This is a genomic window from Saccharothrix sp. (assembly GCF_031180885.1).
GTDB lineage: Bacteria > Actinomycetota > Actinomycetes > Mycobacteriales > Pseudonocardiaceae > Actinosynnema.
Genome location: NZ_JAPSLK010000050.1, coordinates 41425 through 60443 on the forward strand (window position 1 = coordinate 41425; position 19019 = coordinate 60443).

Genomic DNA, 19019 nt, shown 5'->3' on the forward strand with positions numbered 1-19019 from the left:
CCACGGGGTACCGACAATCCGGCTGAAGCGCCCCCGGGGGTAATTCTCCCACGGAGGACCGACAATCCCGCCGGAGCGCCCCCGGGGTCCATTGTCCCAGCGGGCACCGACAGCGCCGAGGGCATGCTCGACCTGGAGTTGTCGAGCGCGGAGAAAGGGGTCGGGTCGGCCGAGACCGCGCCGCCCTCGTCGTGGACCGGCGCGATCGGCGAGCCCACCCGGCTCTACCTGCTGCGCCACGGCCAGACCGAGCTGTCCGTCGCCCGCCGCTACTCCGGGCGCGGCAACCCGCCGCTCACCGACGTCGGCCGCCGGCAGGCCGAAGCCGCCGCGCGCCGGCTGGCCAAGGTCGACCGGCTGACCGCCGTCGTCTCCTCGCCGCTGGACCGCGCGCACCAGACCGCGCAGGCCGTGGCGCAGGCGGTCGGGCTGGACGCCACCACGCACGACGGCCTCATCGAGACCGACTTCGGCCGCTGGGAAGGCCTCACCTTCGCCGAGGCAGCCGCGCGCGACCCGCAGGTCCACCGGCTGTGGCTGGGCGACCCGGGTGTCCCGGCGCCCGGCGGCGAGAGCTTCGACCAGGTCCACGAACGCGTCCGCCGCGCCCTGCACGACCTGCTCGACCGCCACCCCGGCGGCAACGTCGTCGTGGTCAGCCACGTCACGCCGATCAAGCAGCTGCTGCGCATCGCGCTGGACTCCGGTCCGTCGCTGCTGTTCCGGCTGCACCTGGACCTGGCGTCGCTGTCGGTCGTCGAGTTCTACCCCGACGGGCACTGCTCGGTCCGCCTGGTCAACGACACCTCGCACCTGGGCTAGACGGCCGGCCGGAGCTGGGCGCGCGTGCGGCGGAACCGGGCGTCCGCCACGGCCAGCGTGAACCGGTCCACGGCGGCGCGGATGTCGTCCGCCGGGCCCGGCGCGATCACGTCGCCCGCGATGTCCGGGTCCAGCACAAACTCGCCGCGCAGCACGGTGTCCGCGCCCTTGCCCGCGAGCAGCGGGTTGAGGGCGTAGTCCATCGCGACCAGGAACCCCTGGCTGCCGCCGGTGGCCAGGGGCAGGATCACCCGGCCGCGCAACGCCTTCTTCGGCAACAGGTCGAGCAGCGCCTTCACCAGCCCGCTGTAGGCCGCCCGGTACACCGGGCTCGCCACGACGATGCCGTCCGCCCGCAGCACCGCGCCGACCGCCTCGCCGATGTCGGGGTCCTGGAGGTCCTCGGTGAGCAGCGACAGCGTCGGCAACTGCCGGACGTGCAGCACTTGGACGTCGTAGCCGGCCTCGCGCAACAGGTCGTCGACGTATCGCACGACAATGCCGGTCCGGGACGCGGGAGAAGGGCTGCCGGAAATGATCAAAATGGACGACATGGCTCGCTGACACCTTCCGGAGAAAGGTTCGGATTACGAGATGAAATGTGTCAGCGACTACAGAGGGCGGCCGCCGCGAGACCGAAGTCGATGTGCCTGCGGCGGGTGAGTCCCTGATTCTTGCCATGATTCGAGTAGAGCAGCGCGTTCCACATCACGACAAGGTTTCGACCGGCGGGTTCCACTGCCTGGGACGTCGTCGAGTACCATGGGGACCGGATGAGTCGGCAGGGCGGCCGCGTCGACAGATTTCACGTCTGTCGCCGAGGAAAGTCCGGACTCCGCAGGGCAGGGTGGTTGTTAACGGCAACCAGGGGCGACCCTCGGGACAGTGCCACAGAGAACAGACCGCCCCGGCGACGAGCCGGGGTAAGGGTGAAACGGTGGTGTAAGAGACCACCAGCGCCCCGGGTGACCGGGGCGGCTAGGTAAACCCCACCCGGAGCAAGGCCAAGAGGGTGCCCCAGGGCACCTGCGCAGGCGATCGAGGGCGGCCCGTCCGATGCCTGCGGGTAGGCCGCACGAGCCTGTCGGCGACGGCAGGCCGAGATGGATGGCCGCCGAACGGGACCGCCGCGAGGCGCCCGGGAACAGAATCCGGCTTACATGCCGACTCATCCGACCCACCCCGTCCCACCCAACACATCCGACCCACCGCGTCCGACCCACCGCGTCCGACCCACCGCGTCCGACCCACCGCGTCCGACCCACCGCGTCCGACCCGCTGCGGAATCCCGCACGCGCAACGCGTTGCGCCATTCGGCTCCGACGCAGGTCCGAAACGCGTTCAGGGCGCACTGGTCCGCCTATCAATCCCTTGCGCATCAACGGCGTTACACATTTGGGGCCGTTCGAGTGGTCGTGGGTATCACCGCGTCCGCGCCCGAGTCCTCCTGGCGAACCGCGGGGCCCTCCCTGCGCCCGCGGTCACCGAAGAGGAGGGAAACCATGTCCACCACCAAGCGGGCCGCCACGTGGCTCGCCCTGACCGGTCTGGTCGGCGCGGCGTCGGTCACCAGCACCGTGACCGCCACGGCGGCGGTCACGGAGCTGCCGGTGTACCAGGTCGTCGGCTCCGGGCTCAGCGAAGAACAGGCCGCGGCCCTGCAAAGAGCGTTCGGGCTGAAGGACGTGCAGCGCGACGACACCGGTGCGGTCGCGTTCGCCGACGAGGCCACCTACCTGAAGGTGCCGGGCCTGGACCAGGGCGCGGGCCGCCCGGACGAGGACGGCCTGGAAACCCGCCAGACCGCGCTGGACCTCGAAGGTCTCAAGCGGGTGCGCACGATCCCCGTCGAGGACGCGACCAAGCGCGCCGTCGAAACCCTGCGCGGCGCGGGCCTGTTGCCGACCAACGCCTTCGCCGCTGCCAAGCACACGACGTTCGAGGTGCTCGACGTCAACGGGCGGCCCCTGTACTCAACGGCCATCGACACCGCGGTGTCGTTCACGTTCAACCTCGACGGCATCCCGCTGGAGGGCGCCGGCGCGAAGCTGCGCGTCGCGTTCGACGGCCAGGGCGCGGTCGCGGGTCTCACCCACAGCACGCGGGAGTTGGTCAAGGCGGGCACCATCCCGGTGCTGGACCTGGCGGCGGGCCGGGAGCGGTGCGCCAAGCAGTTCGGCGGCGCGGCGAAGGTCACCGACGTCTCGTACGTCTACGACGCGCCCGCGTTGTCCGAGCGCATCGAGAAGCTGGAGCCCAGCCTCCGCTGCGCCGGCACCACCCCCGACGGCTCAGCCGCCCAGTCCATCACCGTTCCCGCGGCGGTCGACGGAAGCCTGCCGGAGCCTGGACCCCAGCAGCCGCCGCGCACCGAGGGCGCCATCGCGCCGCAGTGGACGTGGCGGATCGACGTCGGCAGCGAGGGGACGGGCGCGTGCTCGGGCCTGCCGTGGACGCACCTGAACGTGGGGGCGTTCAACGGGCAGTTCACCAGCCGGGGGATTCCGGTGCAGTTCAGCTGGCTCAACGGCAACGCGTGGGAACGGGACTTCAAGGACCCGGTGTTCCCCGGCGGGTGGGACCACATGTACGCGGACGACGTGGACATGACCTACTGGCAGGGCCACGGTTCGCCGACCGGTTTCTCGTTCTCGGGGTGCAGTGCGAACACCGACAGCTTCCTGTCCAACAACGACGCGCGGTGGGGCAACCGGGACGTCGAGTGGATGAGCCTGTTCACGTGCTCGATCCTGCAGCACACGTCGGGCGGCCTGAACTGGGCGCAGCGGTGGGGGAAGTCGTTCCGGGGGCTGCACCAGATCAACAGCTTCGACACGGTGTCGATGCACAGCGCGGTGCACGGTGGGAGGTTCGGCAACTACATGCTGCGGACGCCGTTCCTGTGGTGGAACCAGCCGATGAAGGTCCGTGACGCGTGGGCGCAGGCGTCGATCGACACCCAGCCGGCGTGGGTGGTGTGGGCGACGATGGGGCCGATCGGCAACGCGTGGATCGCCAACTTCAACGACTACTTCTGGACGAAGGGCCCGGTCGGCCCGGACACGCTGCCGACCGTCGGCTTCTGGCGCCTGTCCGGCACGAGCTGACGGATCGCCACTGAGGCGCCGGTGTCCTTCCGCCAATCTGGGGGCGGAAGGACACCGGCTTCGATCGGGAACTCCCAGTGCTCTCCGCACGTTGTCGGTCGGGTCGGACCGCCTCCCTGACATCCACCCGATCGGGCGACATGTCAGTTTCGGCACCAACTCCCGACTCGCGCGTCCCGTAAAACAAGGAGCGCGGGACCACGGCAGGCACCGCCCACCCTCCGGCCCCACCAGGCGCCCCCCGCCCACGTTCCGGCGCCACCAGCCGCCCTGGCCCACCCTCCGGACCAAGCCAACCCCCAAAGCCCCCACCCCGCCCGGCCGTCACCACCACCCGGCCCGCCCACTGCCAACCCTCCACCGTCGCTGAGCCCGCCCCATCGCCGCGCCGCCAGCCGCCCATCGCCAGCCACCGCACCGCCCCGGCCGCCGGTCGCCTCCCCGGGGCGCCCGCCGAATCCACGCTGCTGAGCTGGCGCCGGCTGCCCAACCCTCGACGTGCGAGTCATCGCTGGTTGCTGCCGAAGCCGATTTCCGAGCCCGCGCCGCGTCTCGTGCCGCAGCCGCCCGCTTGCGCCGCCCGCCAAGACCGCGATGCCGCACCACCACCCGCGAGATCCCGCCCGCACGGCGCGCGATTTCGAGCGCCCGAACTACCACCGGCGAGATCCCCGCACGGCGCGCGATACCACCGGTGAGAACCCCACAGCGGCGCGAGGATTTGAGCGCGCGTTGGCCTCCTCCGCGTGCCATGCCGCTGGTCCGGAATCGGCTGCGGAAAATCGTTGGGGCGCAAGGGAATTCCGGTCGCATGGACGTTGCTGTCGGGCGGAGCGGTCAGGGATGGGGCAGCGGGGGAAGTGGGAGGCGTAGGGCGGCGGCGTGGTGCTGGGAAGGGGCGTGGTGCTGGGAAGGGTGGTGGGGTGGGATGAGGTGAGTGGGTGGGAGTGGTGGGTTAGGTGGGGAAGCGCCAGCGGGTTTGGGAGTAGGGGGACTTCGCGAAGCCGAAGGCGGTCGTCGGTTCCACGCGGAAGACCAAGGCCACGCCGTGGAGGTTGGCGAAGCCGCCTTCCGCGACCTCGAAGTGCCAGTCTGGGCCGTACTTCGCCTCCCACTCCGCGGCCAGGGTGTGCAGGGTCGCCGGGTCCTCCACGCGCACGGCGACGCCCTCGACCACGACGTCCAGCCCGCCGTGCAGGGCGTTGTTGCCGGTGGTCATGACGACCTGGGGATTGGCGGCCAGGTTGCGGGCCTTGCGTTCGTCCCAACCAGTGCAGAAGTGCAAGGCACCCGTGTGCCAGACCGCGATCAGCGGGGTCACGTGGGGCCGTCCGTCGGGGCGGACGGTGGTCAGCCAGTACAGCTCCGCCGATGACAGGAGTTGCTCGGCGACCGGCCACGGGGTGGCGGGAGCCTCCGGGTCGCCGAACCGGGGGTCTACGTCGGTTTGTGGCATGGCGACCACAGTGGCAGAAGTCAGCAGAGATGAGCAGAAGTCAGCAGAGATGAGCAGAAGTCAGCGGCGGGAAGGGCGGCCTGGGGGCATGCGGTGGACCGGGCGGAACGGGTCGCCGGCGTTGAAGCGGCGTTCCAGGTCCGCCACGTACGCCTCGACGGCCGGGTTCACGATGTCCGCCAGGCTGCGCACCCCGGCCGCGGGCTCGTAAGCCGCCAGGTAGGTGGCCGCCGCCCGCGCCCGCTCCAGCACGTCCTGGTCGAAGTTGACCGTCCGCTGAACCCGCCGCCCCGGGCGGCCGTCCGTCCCGGTAGCCTGATCCGTGCCCGGGACGTCCGCGGAGACCGTGATCTCCTTCACTCCGGAGGCCGGTTCGGGTGCGGCTTCAGGCGGCTGGACCATGCTGCGAGCCTCCTCGGCGTCGTCACTCCGGGGTGCGGCCCGTTCGGTCCGCGTCCCGGCCGGACGGGTCATCGCTGCGGTGGGGTGGACAGGGGGACCAGGGTCGTGCACACAGTGCGTGACCAGGGAGTTCGCAGTCGGGTGAACTATCTCAGCAACCGGGAGAATCCAATGCCGCCGGTTCTCCACCGGCTCCCCTCGAACGATGATGTCTGTGGTCAGATTAGACGTAATCGACTTCCAGGGGAACGGTTATTGATCTACCCACCGCTAGCCGATCGATACAGCTTGTGACGAAGACGTGTTCTACTCGATAGCGCACGAACCGGACGGGCACCCCTCGGCCCGCCCGGCGAAGTCCTGCGTACTCAGGAGTACGAGATGACCGCCCAGACCCTGGTAACACTCGCGCAGCAGCAGCCGGTCGCACCCGGCACAGGTGGGCTGCGCCAGTGGATCCTCGACAACCTGGTTCCGCTCCTCTTGCTGACCGTGGCCCTGCTCCTGCTGTGGCTGGGCGGCGGCAAGGGCGACAACGCCGGGGTCATGCGCCGTCTCGGCGGTGTCATCATCGCGTTGGCGATCATGGGACTGGCGGTGACCACCAACGCCGGTTCGGAGATCGGCAAGTGGATCGCCGGCCTGTTCACTGGCGGGTGACCCTTGCGGGTACGCACTGACGACGAGGTATACCGGGTCGACGCCGTCTGGCTCGGGCCGCCCAAGGCCACCTTCCCCTGGCGCGCGCGCTACGTGGCGTGGGGCGTCGGGATCGTGGTCTTCCTGCTGGTCACCGCCGTGCAGCGGCAGATCGGCTTCGGTTTCGACTTCATCAACACCGGCTGGGGCTTCGTGATCACGATCGCGCTGACCCGGTTCATCACCGCCCGGATCAGCCACGAACGCCCGCTGTCGTCGGTCATGACGATGTGGGTGCGTGAGCTGACCGCGCCGCGGGAGAAGACCGCCGGCCGGGGCGGCGCGGCCAGCGCCGCCCGCATCCGGGTCAACCCGCAGCGCCCCCGGAGGCGTCCCAAGAACAAGGGGGCGAAGCGCACGGCGACCGCCACCCCGACCCCGCACCGCAGGCAGTCAGACCGCCGTAAGAAGGAGGTTCGCGGTGTTCGGACGCCGGCGTGACCGCAACCGACGCTCCGCCGCGCACGTCGCCCAGCACGCGGCGGCGGCCCGGGACGACCGCAGGGTCTACAGCAAGCGCGGTCGCCGCCTGCCCGGAGAGCAGGCCGTGCCGAGCTACACCCCGTCGATCGCCGCGCGCAGCATCGACGGCCACCTGCTGCGCACCGGGCAGGAGGTCTACGCCTGGTACAAGCTCGCGCCGCAGCGCTGGTCGTTCCGCTCGGACTCGCAGCGCCAGGACCTGATCGCCGCCATCGCGGGCCAGTACGCCGAACTCCAGGGCCGCTGGATGCACCTGCGGGTGACCACCCGGCCGTACCCGATCCGCATGTGGGCCGAGGCGCACGTGCACAACGCGGTGCGCCGGCTGCCGGACACCCCGGGCACGCTGTCCTTCGACGACTACATGGTCGGCGAGCAGCAGCAGCTCATGGGCCGCTCGATGGCGGAGAAAGAGGTCTACCTGGGCGTCCAGGTGCAGACCCGCAACATGATGGACCGCGCCGTCGAACGCGCCGCGCCCGTGCTGCGCAAGGTTTTCCCGGACGCCGTGGACGCCGAGCTGGTCGCCATCGAGTCCGAGATCGACCACCTCGACCAGGTGATCGGGTCCGCGGGTCTCGAAGGACGGCCGGTGACGGCCGAGGAGATGTCCTGGCTGATGCACCGGTCGTGCTCGCTGGGCCTGCCCGCGCCGCGCAACCTGCCCGCGGTGCCGGGCGCGCCTTGGGAGCCGGAGGACCTGGCCTCGTTCACCGACGCGGCGGACTTCCACCAGGAGCCGTACGCGCCGACGGTGACCGTCCGGGGCCGCACCGGCTCGAACGCGGGCATCAAGCGGCACGTCGCCGTGCTCACCGTCGGTCTGATGCACGGCTTGCAGATCCCCGAGGTCGACGACCCGTGGGTGCAGCGGTCGGACCGGCTGCCGGCGGCGGTCGAGTGGTCGGCGCGGATCTACGTGCGGCGGCCGGAGGAGGTGTCCGGCGAGCTGCAGCGGCAGATGTCCAAGGTCCGCTCGCAGGTCCGGCACTACACCGACGAGCACGAGCTGGAGCCGCCGCAGTCGTTGGCGCGGCAGGCGTCGCGGGTGCTGGAGATCGACGACGAGATGACGTCGGGCTTCACCGCCCTGGGCACGCGCGTGCGGTCTTGGTGGCGCTTGGCGGTTTCCGGACCGACCGAGCGGGAAGCTCTCCGGCTGGCCCAGGCGTTGCTGGACCTCTACAAGCCGAAGGTCGCGATCGAGCACCCCGAGGCGCAGTACGCGATCGCGCGGGAGTTCATCCCGGGCGAGCCGCTGTCGTCGTCGGCGTACCTGCGGCGCGGGTCGGTGCTGTGGGCGGCGTCGGCCGTGCCGACCGCGACCGCCGAAGTCGGTGACCGGCGCGGCATCCTGCTCGGCGAGACGGTGACCGCGACCCGCCGTCCGGTGGCGTGGGACCCGTGGATGGCGCAGGAGTTGCGCGACGCTTCGGGCTTGACCGCGATGGTCGCGGGTCTGGGCGCGGGCAAGTCGTTCCTGGGCGGCGGCATCGTCTACAAGACGCTGCGGTCCGGGGCGCACTGGACGCTGCTCGACCCGTCCGGCCCGCTGGCCGCCCTGTGCGACCTGCCCGAGCTGCGGCCGTACGCGCGGCCGATCAACCTGCTCAACGCCCAGCCCGGCATCCTCAACCCGTACCGCGTGGTGGCGGAGCCGCAGCTGGAGCACTTCATGGACGAGGAGGACCCGGAACGGGCGTGGCGGCGCGAACGCGCGCTGGCCGCGGCGACCCGGCGTCGTCTGGTCCTGGACGTGCTGACCGGCCTGCTGCCGTTCGAGGTGGCGCGGCTGCCGCAGACCCGGATCGTGCTGCTGCGCGCGGTCCGCACGGTCGGCGGCCGGCCCGACGCGCACCCCGGCATGGTGTTCGAGGCACTGCGGCGGGACGCGTCCGAGCACCACGAGCACGCGGTGGTCGTGGCCGACTTCCTGGACGAGATGCGGGAGCGCATGTCGCTGCTCATCCCGGAGCAGGACGCCGACCCGTACAACGAGCAGCGCGACGACCGGTTGACCGTGCTGACCATGGCGGGTCTGAACCTGCCGAAGGACGGCGTGGGCCGCGAGCACTGGACCGACGCGGAGGCGTTGGGCGTCGAGATGCTCAACCTGGCCGCGTGGCTGACCCAGCGGTCGATCTACGAACGCCCCAAGGACCTCCGCAAGGGCGTGTGGATCGACGAGGCGTTCTTCCTGTCCGAGGTCCCGACGGGCCGCGTGCTGATGAACCGCTTCGCCCGCGACTCCCGCAAGTGGAACGTGCGCGTGCTGCTGTCGTCCCAGATCCCGGCGGACTTCCTGAAGATCCAGGGCTTCGTGGCCCTGCTCGACTCGGTCTTCGTGGGCCGCCTGGACGACGACCAGGCCCAGGCGGACGCGTTGCGCCTGCTGAAGGTCCCGGTCGGCGCCGGCTACGAGCAGGTGGTCGCGTCCCTGGGCCGCCGCCCCGGCGGCGCCCGCACCGCCACCGAACGCGACCGCGCCCCCCGCCAGTTCATCTTCGGCGACGGCGCGGGCGGCGTGGAACGCATCCGCATCGACTTCTCCGGCCCACACCTGGAACACCTCCGCAACGCCCTGGACACCACCCCGGACGCGCTGCGCGACGGCCCGGACCAGGCGGAGCTCGAACTGTCGTCGCCACCGCAGGACCCGTTCGCCTACGAGGAGAGCCTGACCGACGACTACGACGACGAACTCGCCGCCGACCTCGAAGTGGGCTTGGTCGACGACCTGGTCGACTCGACACACGGTGAGGGAGGAACCCGACGCCAGGGCCGGGAAGGTGCGGCATGAGCACCCTCCTCCTGGTGGCGGCCATCGCCGCCGCGCTCTACGCGCGGCGGCGGTTCAGACGCGCCCGTGCCGCGACCCCCGCGGCACCGGCCCGCACCCGCCCCCGCCGCACCCGCTGGACCTCCGTGGCAGCGGTGGCGGCGATCCTCAGCCTCCAGGTCGTCTTCGGCGCACCGGCCGCCCAGGCCGCGGACTGCGGCGAGGCGCCCAACCCGGAACGGCCCGGCTCCGGCATGGTCGGCGCGCTTGACCCGCCCGACGGCCAAGGCCTCAAGGACACCCCGTACCTCACGTACGGCTACGCGGGCATGGTGTGGCACGCGTACCAGGAGAGCTGCCTCAAACTGCCAGACACGGCAGCGGTGATCGACACCTGGATGGGCAACGAACTCTTCAACGTTTCCAAGAACATCGTCGGCATCACCAACGCCCTGCACTACACGGTCATGGGCAACGGTCTGCTCAAGCCGCTCGACGACGCCGTGAAGAACGGCGTGCAGCGCGTGTACGACAACGTCTACTTGCGCTGGTTCGGCCTGGTCGCGTTGATCCTGTCTATCCTCATGTTCCGCCAGATCTGGCAGGGCGACCTGGCGTCGATCAGCAAGCGAAGTCTCTGGGCCCTCGCGGCGATGTGGCTGGCCACGTCGGCGTTGGCCCTGCCCCAGTTCTACAAGATGCTGGACGACACGCTGGTCACCAAGACCGCGGAGATCCAGGCCGGGTTCGTCGAAGCGCCCGAGGAGCAGGGCACGCTGCACGTCCTGCCTTCGCGGCTGCACGACTCGGTGGTCTACCAGAGCTGGTTGCGCGGCGAGTTCGGCTCGCCGGACGCACCGCAGGCCAAGGAGTACGGGCCGCGCCTGCTCAACGCGCAGGCCTGGACGGTCGTCGAGCTGGACCAGCAGAAGGACGGCGACCAGGCCGCGCTCAACGCGAAGAAGACCGAGTACAAGAACATCGCCAACCAGCTCGGACCGGTGAAGGGCTACTTCACCGGCGCGGACGGCGGCCGGACCGGTGCCGGGTTCCTCTCGCTGCTGCAAGCGGTCGCGTTCTCGCTGTTCCAGCTGTTCGCCAAGGCGGCCGTGCTGCTCGCCCAGCTCCTGCTGCGTCTGCTGACTCTCGCCGGGCCGCTGATCGGTCTGGTCGCGCTGATCCACCACGACCTGCTGCGCAAGGTGGGTCGGGCGGCGGCGGTGACGGTGTTCAACGTGCTAGTGCTCGCGGTCCTGGCGGGTGTGCACGCCCTGCTGTTGCAAGCGATCTTCAACGCGACCGGGCTGTCGCTGCTGACCCGGACGCTTCTGGGGCTGATGCTGACCCTGGTCTGCTTCATGGTGGGCAAGCCGATGCGCCGCATGTGGCAGATGGTCGAGGTGTCGGTCGGCCCCGCCGGGAACATCCTGCCGATGAGCGGCGGGATCATGTCCCGCTTGCGGCGGAAGAAGGACACGGGGCCGTCGCCGCAGGAGGAGTTTTGGGACACCGTGCGGGACAGCGATCCCGATGGGGACGTGCCGCAAAGGGCGCGGGGGCGGGTTCGGCCTGAAGCCGCTAACCCCGTTGTGGCCACTGCGCATCGGCTCGACCGGAGCGGGGTTGCGGGCGAGTTGGCGCCCGGCGTGACCGGTGGTGGGCAAGGAGCGCTGCCGGGGAACGGGGTTGGTGGGCCGGCGGCCTTGCCTTCCGGGCGATCGCGGGTGGTGGATGTGGTGCCGGTGGCGGATCGGAACTGGGATCGGGTGGACGACTCCGTGCTGGTGCCCTCGCGGGTCCAGCAGCAGGGGTTCACGCGGCTCTCGGACAGCACGGTCGTGCCGGGGCCGCGGCGGGCGGAGACGGAGGTCGTGGCGGGGCGGCAGGTCCACGTGATCTACCGGCCGTCGCGCGGGCTTGAGGTCAGGGACAGCTGATGCCGATCAGGACCAACCGGGGGCGCGCGGCGGTCTACCGCCGGCTGTGGGGGTGGCCGCTCAAGTCGCCCACCCACCTGGTCGCGACCGTCATCGGGGTGGTCGCGGTCATCGCGACGGTGAGCATCGTGGTGGACAAAGCGTTGGGGGACAAGAAGAACGGCGCGGGCGGCGTGGTCGTGACGACGACGTCCGGCGCACCGAGGGAAAGCGGCAACCAGATCGGGGTGCTGCCGTCGGCGGGCACCACGTCACCGCTGCCGACGAAAGCCCCCAGCCCGACCAACTCCGCGCCGCCCGCACCGGTCAGCGCGGAGGCCCAGCTGGTCGCGGAGAGCTGGATCGACGCCTGGCTGAACCACCCGCCCGGCATCACCAACGCCAAGTGGTTGCAGGGCATGGAGCGGTGGACGTCCAAGGAGTTGCTGCCCACGCTGCAGTCCGTCGACCCGCAGAACGTGCCGAAGGAACTCAAGAGCGAGGTCAAGGCGAAGAACTCGACCACCGATTCGGTCGATTTCGAAGCCGACCTGGAAACCGGCAAGCTCGTGGTGACCGTGGTGAAGCTGCCCGAGGGCTGGCGCGTGCACAAGTACAGCAGGGTGGGTTGAGATGCTGAAGTTCGCGCTGGTGGTCGTGGCGGTCGTCGCCGTGGTCGCGGTGGCCGTGACGAACGGCGTCTCGACCGTGGTCAACGGCACCCAACCCGCCGACGGCAGCCCCCAGTACCGGACCGTCGGCTGCAACGCGTCCATCGGCCCGTGGGAGGGCGGCGGTGCGGACAAGGGCAAGAACGACGCGAGCCGCCTCAACGAAGAGCAGCGCAAGACCGTCGAGATGATCATCAAGATCGGTCGCGAGCGCAACCTCCCGCCCCTGGCGTGGCAGATCGCGATCCAGGCGGGCATGACCGAGTCCGGGCTGCGCAGCCTGAACTACGGCGACCGCGACTCCCTGGGCATCTTCCAGATGCGCCCGTCGATGGGTTGGGGCTCGCCCGCCCAGGTGATGGACCCCGACTACGCGATCCGCAAGTTCTACGACGTGCTGGAGAAGGTCCCGGACTGGGAGAACCGCCGCCCCGGCGACTCGGCCCAGGCCGTGGAGCGCTCCGCCTTCCCCGACCGCTACCACAACTGGGAGGCCATGGCCGCCTTCCTGATCGGCGAGGCGGGCGTCTCCGACCCGGCCGGTTGCGGCGAGGCCGTGGGCAACTACCTGCTCGCCTCCTCGGCCGCCGGCACCGCGATCGAGTTCACCAAGCAGCAGCTCGGCGAGCCGTACCTGTGGGGCGGCAACGGCCCGGACCAGTGGGACTGCTCGGGCATCCTGGTCAAGGCCTTCGCGGCGGCGGGCGTGAAGATCCCGCGGGTGGCCAACGACCAGTACATGTCCGGCGGCGCGCACCTGCCGGTCCGCGAGGCCAAGGCCGGCGACCTCATCTTCTGGGCGACCAACCCGGCCAACCCGGTCACCGTGCACCACGTGGCCATGTACCTGGGCAACGACGAGTACATCCACGCCCCGCAGACCGGGGACGTGGTGAAGATCAGCAAGCTCAACTGGGACTACTACGAGCTGATGCCACTGGCCGTCCGGCCGGGTGTGTGATCGCGTGAGGGAGGCACCACCTTGTTCACCCCCGACCCCATCCAACGCCACGCCGGCCCGCCCGCGTCCAGCACACCCCTGCGCGACTACCTGAACTCCCAGCCGCCCGGGGTGGACGCGGGCTACGCGGTCCTGCCGCGCAGCCTGGTGGAGGCCATGCCGCTGCCGTGGCAGCAGCAGATGACCCACCTGCTGGCCGAGTTCCACCGCTCGGTGGCGCACCTGGGCTGGCCGGTCTACCGGGTGGTCCCGTCCCGAAGGGAACGCCTGGTCGACCTGGACGAGGACCAGCTGGCCGAGGTGGGCGCGATCATGGAGATCGACCTCGACGGCGACGTGGTCTACCGCGACCGCACCGGCAAGCGCATCGAGGACCCGGAGCACCAGCACGTCCTGGTCTCGGTGCTGGACCCGATCCCGGCGAACTTCGCGAACGCCACCCAGAACACCCCGCCGCGCGGCTTCCCGGCCCCGCAGTTCCCCCAACACCCGCACTCCGGCCCGCTGCCCGTGCAGCAGTCACCCCACCAGCGCTGACCTCCAGCACATGACATGCGCCGCCACGCATGTCAGCCTTGACCCATGGGTGATCCGAATGCCTGGTACTACTGCCTGACCCACCAGACGGCCGAGAAGGGCGTCGGCTGCCGCGGCGGCGACCGCATGGGCCCCTACCCGGACGAGGCGACCGCCGCGCGCGCCCTGGAACTCGCCCGGCAGCGCACCGAGGCCGAGGACGAGAAGGACCGCAAGTGGAAGAACGGCTGACGACGCCGCCCGGCGGAACCGACTGAGGCCGCGCCCGCGGGTTAAGGTGCACTCGTGGCCTCGATGGTGATCCGCACCGGCAGGGCGGACCTGGACTTCAGCGGTATCCGGGCCGAGTTCGGCCTGCCCACCGAGTTCCCCGCGCCCGCGCTCGCGGAGGCCGAGCAGGCGCTGTCCCGCGAGCCCGGGGCACGGGAGGACGCCACCGCCCTGCCCTTCGTCACGATCGACCCGCCGGGCGCGAAGGACCTCGACCAGGCGGTCTGCCTGGAACGGGTCGGCGCCGGCTTCCGGGTGCACTACGCGATCGCCGACCTGGGCCTGTTCGTCGTGCCCGGCGGCGCGCTGGACGCCGAGGTCCGCCGCCGGGGCCAGACCCTGTACCTTCCGGACGGCAACGTGCCGCTGCACCCGACCGTGCTGTCGGAGGGCGCGGCGAGCCTCCTGCCCGGGCAGACCCGCCCGGCCGTGCTGTGGACGTTCGAGTGCGACGCCACCGGCGAACCTACGGACGTCCAGGTCCGCCGGGCGGTGATCCGGTCGACCGCCCAGTTCGACTACGAGTCCGTGCAAGCGTCCTTCGACGCCGGCACCCCGCACCCGTCGATCGAGGCCCTGGCCGACTTCGGCCGGCTGCGCCGGGAACGGGCCGCCGAGCGGGGCGCGGTGGAACTCCAGCTCCCGGAGCAGGAGATCGTGCCCAACGGCGACGGCGACTGGAAGCTGGTCGTCCGCCCGCGCGTGGACGTCGACTCCTGGAACGCCGAGATCTCCCTGCTCACCGGCATGTCGGCGGCCAAGATCATGCTGGCCGCCAAGATCGGTGTCCTGCGCACACTCCCGGACGCCGACGACGGCGCGGTGGACGCGCTCAAGCGGTCCGCGCACGCGCTCAAGGTGCCGTGGCCGCCCGGCATGACCCCGGCCAAGCTGCTGGCCGGCCTCGACCCGAGCCGCCCGGAGTCCCTGGCCCTGTTCGTCGACGCCACCAGGCTCCTGCGCGGCGCCGGGTACACCGCGTTCGACGGCGTGATCCCGGCGGTCACCACCCACGCGGGCGTAGCCGCCCCGTACACGCACGTCACCGCCCCGCTGCGCCGCCTGGTCGACCGGTTCGCGACCGAGGTGTGCCTGGCGGTGACCGCCGGCGAGGACGTCCCGGAGTGGCTGCGCAAGGCCCTCCCGCTGCTCCCGGGTCTGATGGGCGCGAGCGACACGCTGGCGAGCAAGGTCGACCGCGCGTGCCTGGACCAGGTCGAGGCGTGGGTGCTGGCCGACCGGGTGGGCCAGGAGTTCGACGCCGTGGTCCTGCGGGCCGAGGGCAACGGCGCGGACGTGTTCGTCGCGCACCCGCCGGTCATGGGGCGGTGCGCCGGTGAGGACCTGCCGGAAGGCGAGCGGATCCGGGTCCGGCTGGTCGAGGCGGACCCCGAGCACCGCAAGGTCGGGTTCACCCGGGTGGGTCCCTGATGCTCCCCGTCGACGACCTGGGCGAACCGGTACCGCTGCCGGGACCGCCGCGCCGGGTGGTCAGCCTCGTCCCGTCGCTGACCGAGGCGGTCGACCCGCACGTCCTGATCGGCGCCACCGACTACTGCACCCACCCGGAGGACCTGGAGGTCGACCGGGTCGGCGGCTCGAAGTACCCCAAGGTCGACCAGGTCCTCGCCCTGCGCCCGGACCTCGTGCTGGCCAACAGCGAGGAGAACCGCCGGGAGGACGTGGAACGCCTGCGCGCCAACGGCGTCCCGGTCTGGGTGATGGCCGCGCCCGCGTCCGTCCCGGCCGCGCTCGGCTCGCTGCGCCGGCTGTTCGGCACCGCCTGGGACACCGAACCGGACTGGCTGGTCAAGGCCGAGCGGCTGTGGCGGCACGTCGAACCGCCCCGCGCGCGGGCGATCATCCCGGTGTGGCGCAAGCCGTGGGTCGTGGTCGGCCGGGACACGTTCGCCGGGGACGTCCTGCGCCGGGTGGGCGTGGTCAACGTCTACGCCGACCACGCCGAGCGCTACCCGCGCCCCACCCTCGACGAACTCCAGGCTCAGGAGGCGGACCTGGTGGTGCTGCCGGACGAGCCCTACCTGTTCACCCCGGACGACGGCCCGCAGTTCTTCCCGCGCCGGCGCCCGGTGCACGTGTCGGGCCGCTTCCTGACCTGGTACGGCCCGGCCCTGGTGGATGCCCGCGCGGCCCTGGAGCGGGCGTTCAGCGGAACCGGTCGGTAGCCGCCACCAGCGCCCGCAGGATGCCGGGCTCGTCGTAGGCGTGCCCGGCGTCGGGCACGACCACCAGCTCCGACCCCGGCCACGCCCGGTGCAGCTCCCACGCGGTCACCGCGGGCGTGGCCACGTCGTAGCGCCCCTGCACGATCACGCCGGGGATGCCGGCCAGCTTCCCCGCGTCCCGCAGCAGCTGCCCCTCCTCCAGCCACCCGCGGTGGAGGAAGTAGTGGTTCTCGATCCGCGCGAACGCCAGCGCGTACCGGGGCTGGGCGAACGCCGCCACCAGCTCGGGCCGTTCCACCAGGGTGACCGTCGAGGCCTCCCACACGCTCCACGCGACCGCCGCCGCCTCGGCCACCGCCGGGTCCGGGTCGTGCAGCAGCCGGGCGTACCCGCCGATCACGTCCCCGTCCGGCACCAGCGCGACCACCCGCGACCACAGCTCGGGGAACAGGAACCCGGCCCCGCCGCGGTAGTACCAGTCCAGTTCGAGCTGCCGCAGCGTGAAGACGCCGCGCAGCACCAGCTCGGTCACCTGGTCCGGGTGGGTCTGGGCGTACGCCAGCGCCAGGGTGCTGCCCCACGACCCGCCGAACACCTGCCACCGGTCGATCCCGAGGTGCTCGCGCACGGCTTCGAGGTCCGCCACCAGGTGCCACGTCGTGTTGGTCGACATGTCGACACCGGGGGTGCTCGCGTGCGGCACCGACCGCCCGCACCCGCGCTGGTCGATCAGCACGATCCGGTAGGCCGCGGGGTCGAACAGCCTCCGGTGCGCCGGCGCCGAGCCCCCGCCCGGCCCGCCGTGCAGGAACACCACGGGCTTGCCGTAGGGGTTGCCGCAGACCTCCCAGTAGACGCGGTTCCCGTCGCCGACGTCGAGCAGGCCCTGGTCGTAGGGCTCGATCTCGGGGTACATGCCCCCTACTCTGCCCGACGCCGACCGACGGTCACCGCCACGCCACACTCAGTGGAAGGTGTGCTCCGGCCCGGGGAACCGGTGCGTGCGCACCTCGGAGGCGAACTCGCGCACCGCGCCGAGCATGACGTCGGCGAGGTTGGCGTACCGCTTCACGAACCGGGGCGCCTTGCCGCGCCGCAGGCCCAGCATGTCCTGCCACACCAGCACCTGCGCGTCGGTGTCCGGCCCGGCGCCGATGCCCACGGTCGGGATCACCAGGTCGTGCGTGATCTGCTTGGCGACCTCGGCGGTCACCATCTCCAGCACGACCGCGAACGCCCCGGCCTCCTGCACCGCGTGCGCGTCGGCCACGACGTCGTCGAACTTGTCGTTGCGGCCCTGCACCCGGTACCCGCCGAGCTGGTGCTCGCTCTGCGGGGTGAACCCGATGTGCGCCATCACCGGGATGCCGGCCCGGACGATGGCCTTGATGTGCGGCGCGAAGTGCCGGCCGCCCTCCAGCTTGACCGCGTGCGCGCGGCCTTCCTTCATGAACCGGACCGCCGTCGCCACGGCCTGCTCGACCGACACCTGGTAGGACCCGAACGGCAGGTCCGCCACGACCAGCGCCCGCTTCACCGACCGGGTGACCCCGCGGACCAGCGGGACCAGCTCGTCGACGGTGACCGGCAGGGAGGTGTCGTACCCGTAGACGTTGTTCGACGCGGAGTCGCCGACAAGCAGCACGGGGATGCCGGCCTCGTCGAAGAGTTCGGCGGTGTACATGTCGTAGGCGGTGAGCATGGGCCACGGCTCGCCGCGTTCCTTCAGCTCACGCAGGTGGTGGATGCGCACCTTCTTGGTGCTCGCCGGCGCGTTGGACGCTCCGGTGCCGTAGGGGGCAGATACCTCTGCAGAGGTCATCGTCGACCGTCCTCCCTCGAAGCCCGCCTCGTCGCGGGTCTCCGGGCCTTGTTGCACGGTTACCGGACCAGCGTGACACCACGAGCCGACCTTGTGCGCACTGTGCGAGTGACCTCACACCCCGCAGCCCCGCACCACCCCTTCCGCCCCCCGGCGGGCTCTCCCCGCTGCGCTGCCCGCGTTCTTCGGCGCGCGCAGCGCGGCACCGGGCCTCGTGAGGTCACAACTCAACCTGGGCTTCTTGCTTGTGTCATCTCCGTATGGCCTGCCCGAAGGGCTACCACAGATTTCCCGGGTGCAGCCAAAAAGTTTTGCGAGGAACGAGCAAAAGTTTTTCGCGGCACCCGGGAAATCTGTGGTTGGCTCCGCCAGGCCATGCGGAGGTGGCCCAAGCAAGAAGCCCTCGCAGTTGCTTTTGTGTCATCTTTGGTGGCCTGCCCGCCGGCGAGGCGCTTTTGATCTTTAAAATTGCGCTTACGCGCTCAAATCCACGCTGCGCGGGGCTCGACGCAACGCGCTCCGCGCTGCTGGAGGATGAACGCGCTGCGCGCTCTTGAACCGCGCTGCGCGCTCTTGAACCGCGCTGCGCGCTCTTGAACCGCGCTGCGCGCTCTTGAACCGCGCTGCGCGCTCTTGAACCGCGCTGCGCGCTCTTGAACCGCGCTGCGCGCTCTCAAGCTCCAACGCGCTGACGCGCTCCCAAGATCAAGGGCGGCCTGGAGGCCGCCAATGGGGGAGGGAAGGGCGTCGGTTCCCCCACCGCATGGCCTGGCGGAGCCAACCACAGATTTCCCGGGTGCCGCCGAAATTTTTTGCTCGTTCCTCACAAAAAATTTCGGCCGCACCCGGGAAATCTGTGGTAGCCCTTCGGGCAGGCCATACGGTGGGGGAACCGAAGCCCCGCCGTG

17 protein-coding genes and 1 other RNA gene are annotated in these 19019 nt (G+C 71.0%); 13 read left to right on the forward strand and 5 right to left on the reverse strand.

Going from position 1 to position 19019, the window contains the following annotated elements; genetic code table 11:
- Positions 1-822 (forward strand): histidine phosphatase family protein (locus RIN75_RS34720; protein ID WP_309116321.1); only part of this gene is annotated, 822 nt, incomplete at its 5' end.
- On the opposite strand, the gene ssuE is transcribed toward RIN75_RS34720, so the two are convergent.
- Positions 819-1376, reverse strand: a complete 558-nt coding sequence (ssuE, locus tag RIN75_RS34725) for an NADPH-dependent FMN reductase (RefSeq protein ID WP_309116322.1) — start codon at positions 1374-1376, stop codon at positions 819-821. The genes RIN75_RS34720 and ssuE overlap by 4 nt on opposite strands.
- Before the next feature lie 220 nt (positions 1377-1596).
- Between ssuE and rnpB the strand changes: the two genes are divergently transcribed.
- Both rnpB and RIN75_RS34735 read left to right on the forward strand, forming a co-directional pair.
- An RNA gene (gene rnpB, locus RIN75_RS34730) (RNase P RNA component class A) lies at positions 1597-1997 on the forward strand.
- A gap of 327 nt (positions 1998-2324) precedes the next feature.
- Positions 2325-3929: a DUF6345 domain-containing protein gene (locus RIN75_RS34735; protein ID WP_309116323.1), complete on the forward strand. Its 1605-nt coding sequence runs from the start codon at positions 2325-2327 to the stop codon at positions 3927-3929.
- Positions 3930-4884: 955 nt separating this feature from the next.
- Here the strand turns inward: RIN75_RS34735 and RIN75_RS34740 are convergent.
- Together RIN75_RS34740 and RIN75_RS34745 are read right to left on the reverse strand one after the other, a co-directional pair.
- Positions 4885-5385, reverse strand: coding sequence for a pyridoxamine 5'-phosphate oxidase family protein (locus RIN75_RS34740; protein WP_309116324.1), 501 nt, complete (start codon positions 5383-5385; stop codon positions 4885-4887).
- A 60-nt stretch (positions 5386-5445) separates the two neighbouring features.
- The gene (locus tag RIN75_RS34745; RefSeq protein ID WP_309116325.1) at positions 5446-5787 is read right to left on the reverse strand and encodes a hypothetical protein; all 342 of its coding nucleotides are present in this window, start codon (positions 5785-5787) and stop codon (positions 5446-5448) included.
- A 381-nt stretch (positions 5788-6168) separates the two neighbouring features.
- Between RIN75_RS34745 and RIN75_RS34750 the strand changes: the two genes are divergently transcribed.
- The 10 genes from RIN75_RS34750 (at position 6169) to RIN75_RS34795 (ending at position 16289) form a co-directional block, all read left to right on the forward strand.
- On the forward strand, positions 6169-6447 hold the full coding sequence (locus RIN75_RS34750; protein WP_121222765.1) for a hypothetical protein: 279 nt from the start codon (positions 6169-6171) through the stop codon (positions 6445-6447).
- Between the two features lie 3 nt (positions 6448-6450).
- Complete coding sequence (locus RIN75_RS34755; protein WP_309116326.1) at positions 6451-6927, forward strand: hypothetical protein; 477 nt, start codon at positions 6451-6453, stop codon at positions 6925-6927.
- An 88-nt stretch (positions 6928-7015) separates the two neighbouring features.
- Positions 7016-9769, forward strand: a complete 2754-nt coding sequence (locus tag RIN75_RS34760) for an ATP-binding protein (protein ID WP_309116335.1) — start codon at positions 7016-7018, stop codon at positions 9767-9769.
- Positions 9766-11685 carry a hypothetical protein gene (locus RIN75_RS34765; RefSeq protein ID WP_309116327.1) on the forward strand — a complete coding sequence of 640 codons (1920 nt, stop codon included), beginning with the start codon at positions 9766-9768 and terminating at the stop codon, positions 11683-11685. The genes RIN75_RS34760 and RIN75_RS34765 overlap by 4 nt, the downstream gene beginning before the upstream one ends.
- The gene (locus tag RIN75_RS34770) at positions 11685-12296 is read left to right on the forward strand and encodes a hypothetical protein (protein WP_309116328.1); all 612 of its coding nucleotides are present in this window, start codon (positions 11685-11687) and stop codon (positions 12294-12296) included. The genes RIN75_RS34765 and RIN75_RS34770 overlap by 1 nt, the downstream gene beginning before the upstream one ends.
- Before the next feature lies 1 nt (position 12297).
- Entirely contained in the window at positions 12298-13296 is a 999-nt protein-coding gene (locus RIN75_RS34775) for a C40 family peptidase (RefSeq protein ID WP_309116329.1), read from the forward strand.
- Positions 13297-13317: 21 nt separating this feature from the next.
- Entirely contained in the window at positions 13318-13833 is a 516-nt protein-coding gene (locus RIN75_RS34780; protein WP_309116330.1) for a hypothetical protein, read from the forward strand.
- A gap of 45 nt (positions 13834-13878) precedes the next feature.
- Entirely contained in the window at positions 13879-14064 is a 186-nt protein-coding gene (locus RIN75_RS34785; protein WP_309116331.1) for a hypothetical protein, read from the forward strand.
- Positions 14065-14127: 63 nt separating this feature from the next.
- Positions 14128-15534 (forward strand): RNB domain-containing ribonuclease, encoded by a 1407-nt coding sequence (locus tag RIN75_RS34790; RefSeq protein WP_309116336.1) that lies wholly within the window; start codon positions 14128-14130, stop codon positions 15532-15534.
- A complete protein-coding gene (locus RIN75_RS34795) occupies positions 15534-16289 on the forward strand; it encodes a helical backbone metal receptor (RefSeq protein WP_309116332.1) in 756 nt (251 codons plus the stop codon). Before RIN75_RS34790 ends, RIN75_RS34795 begins: the two co-directional genes overlap by 1 nt.
- Here the strand turns inward: RIN75_RS34795 and pip are convergent.
- Together pip and panB are read right to left on the reverse strand one after the other, a co-directional pair.
- Positions 16270-17205 carry a prolyl aminopeptidase gene (pip, locus tag RIN75_RS34800; protein ID WP_309116333.1) on the reverse strand — a complete coding sequence of 312 codons (936 nt, stop codon included), beginning with the start codon at positions 17203-17205 and terminating at the stop codon, positions 16270-16272. The genes RIN75_RS34795 and pip overlap by 20 nt on opposite strands.
- A gap of 48 nt (positions 17206-17253) precedes the next feature.
- The gene (gene panB / locus RIN75_RS34805) at positions 17254-18111 is read right to left on the reverse strand and encodes a 3-methyl-2-oxobutanoate hydroxymethyltransferase (protein WP_309116334.1); all 858 of its coding nucleotides are present in this window, start codon (positions 18109-18111) and stop codon (positions 17254-17256) included.
- Positions 18112-19019: the final 908 nt, after the last annotated feature.

Coding starts and splice junctions, on each gene's coding strand:
- RIN75_RS34785 (WP_309116331.1), top strand. CDS start 13,879: ATGGGTGATCCGAATGCCTGGTACTACTGCCTGACCCACCAGACGGCC.
- RIN75_RS34770 (WP_309116328.1), top strand. CDS start 11,685: ATGCCGATCAGGACCAACCGGGGGCGCGCGGCGGTCTACCGCCGGCTG.
- RIN75_RS34750 (WP_121222765.1), top strand. CDS start 6,169: ATGACCGCCCAGACCCTGGTAACACTCGCGCAGCAGCAGCCGGTCGCA.
- RIN75_RS34775 (WP_309116329.1), top strand. CDS start 12,298: ATGCTGAAGTTCGCGCTGGTGGTCGTGGCGGTCGTCGCCGTGGTCGCG.
- RIN75_RS34795 (WP_309116332.1), top strand. CDS start 15,534: ATGCTCCCCGTCGACGACCTGGGCGAACCGGTACCGCTGCCGGGACCG.
- RIN75_RS34735 (WP_309116323.1), top strand. CDS start 2,325: ATGTCCACCACCAAGCGGGCCGCCACGTGGCTCGCCCTGACCGGTCTG.
- RIN75_RS34740 (WP_309116324.1), bottom strand. CDS start 5,385: ATGCCACAAACCGACGTAGACCCCCGGTTCGGCGACCCGGAGGCTCCC.
- pip (WP_309116333.1), bottom strand. CDS start 17,205: ATGTACCCCGAGATCGAGCCCTACGACCAGGGCCTGCTCGACGTCGGC.
- panB (WP_309116334.1), bottom strand. CDS start 18,111: ATGACCTCTGCAGAGGTATCTGCCCCCTACGGCACCGGAGCGTCCAAC.
- RIN75_RS34745 (WP_309116325.1), bottom strand. CDS start 5,787: ATGGTCCAGCCGCCTGAAGCCGCACCCGAACCGGCCTCCGGAGTGAAG.
- ssuE (WP_309116322.1), bottom strand. CDS start 1,376: ATGTCGTCCATTTTGATCATTTCCGGCAGCCCTTCTCCCGCGTCCCGG.
- RIN75_RS34790 (WP_309116336.1), top strand. CDS start 14,128: ATGGTGATCCGCACCGGCAGGGCGGACCTGGACTTCAGCGGTATCCGG.
- RIN75_RS34765 (WP_309116327.1), top strand. CDS start 9,766: ATGAGCACCCTCCTCCTGGTGGCGGCCATCGCCGCCGCGCTCTACGCG.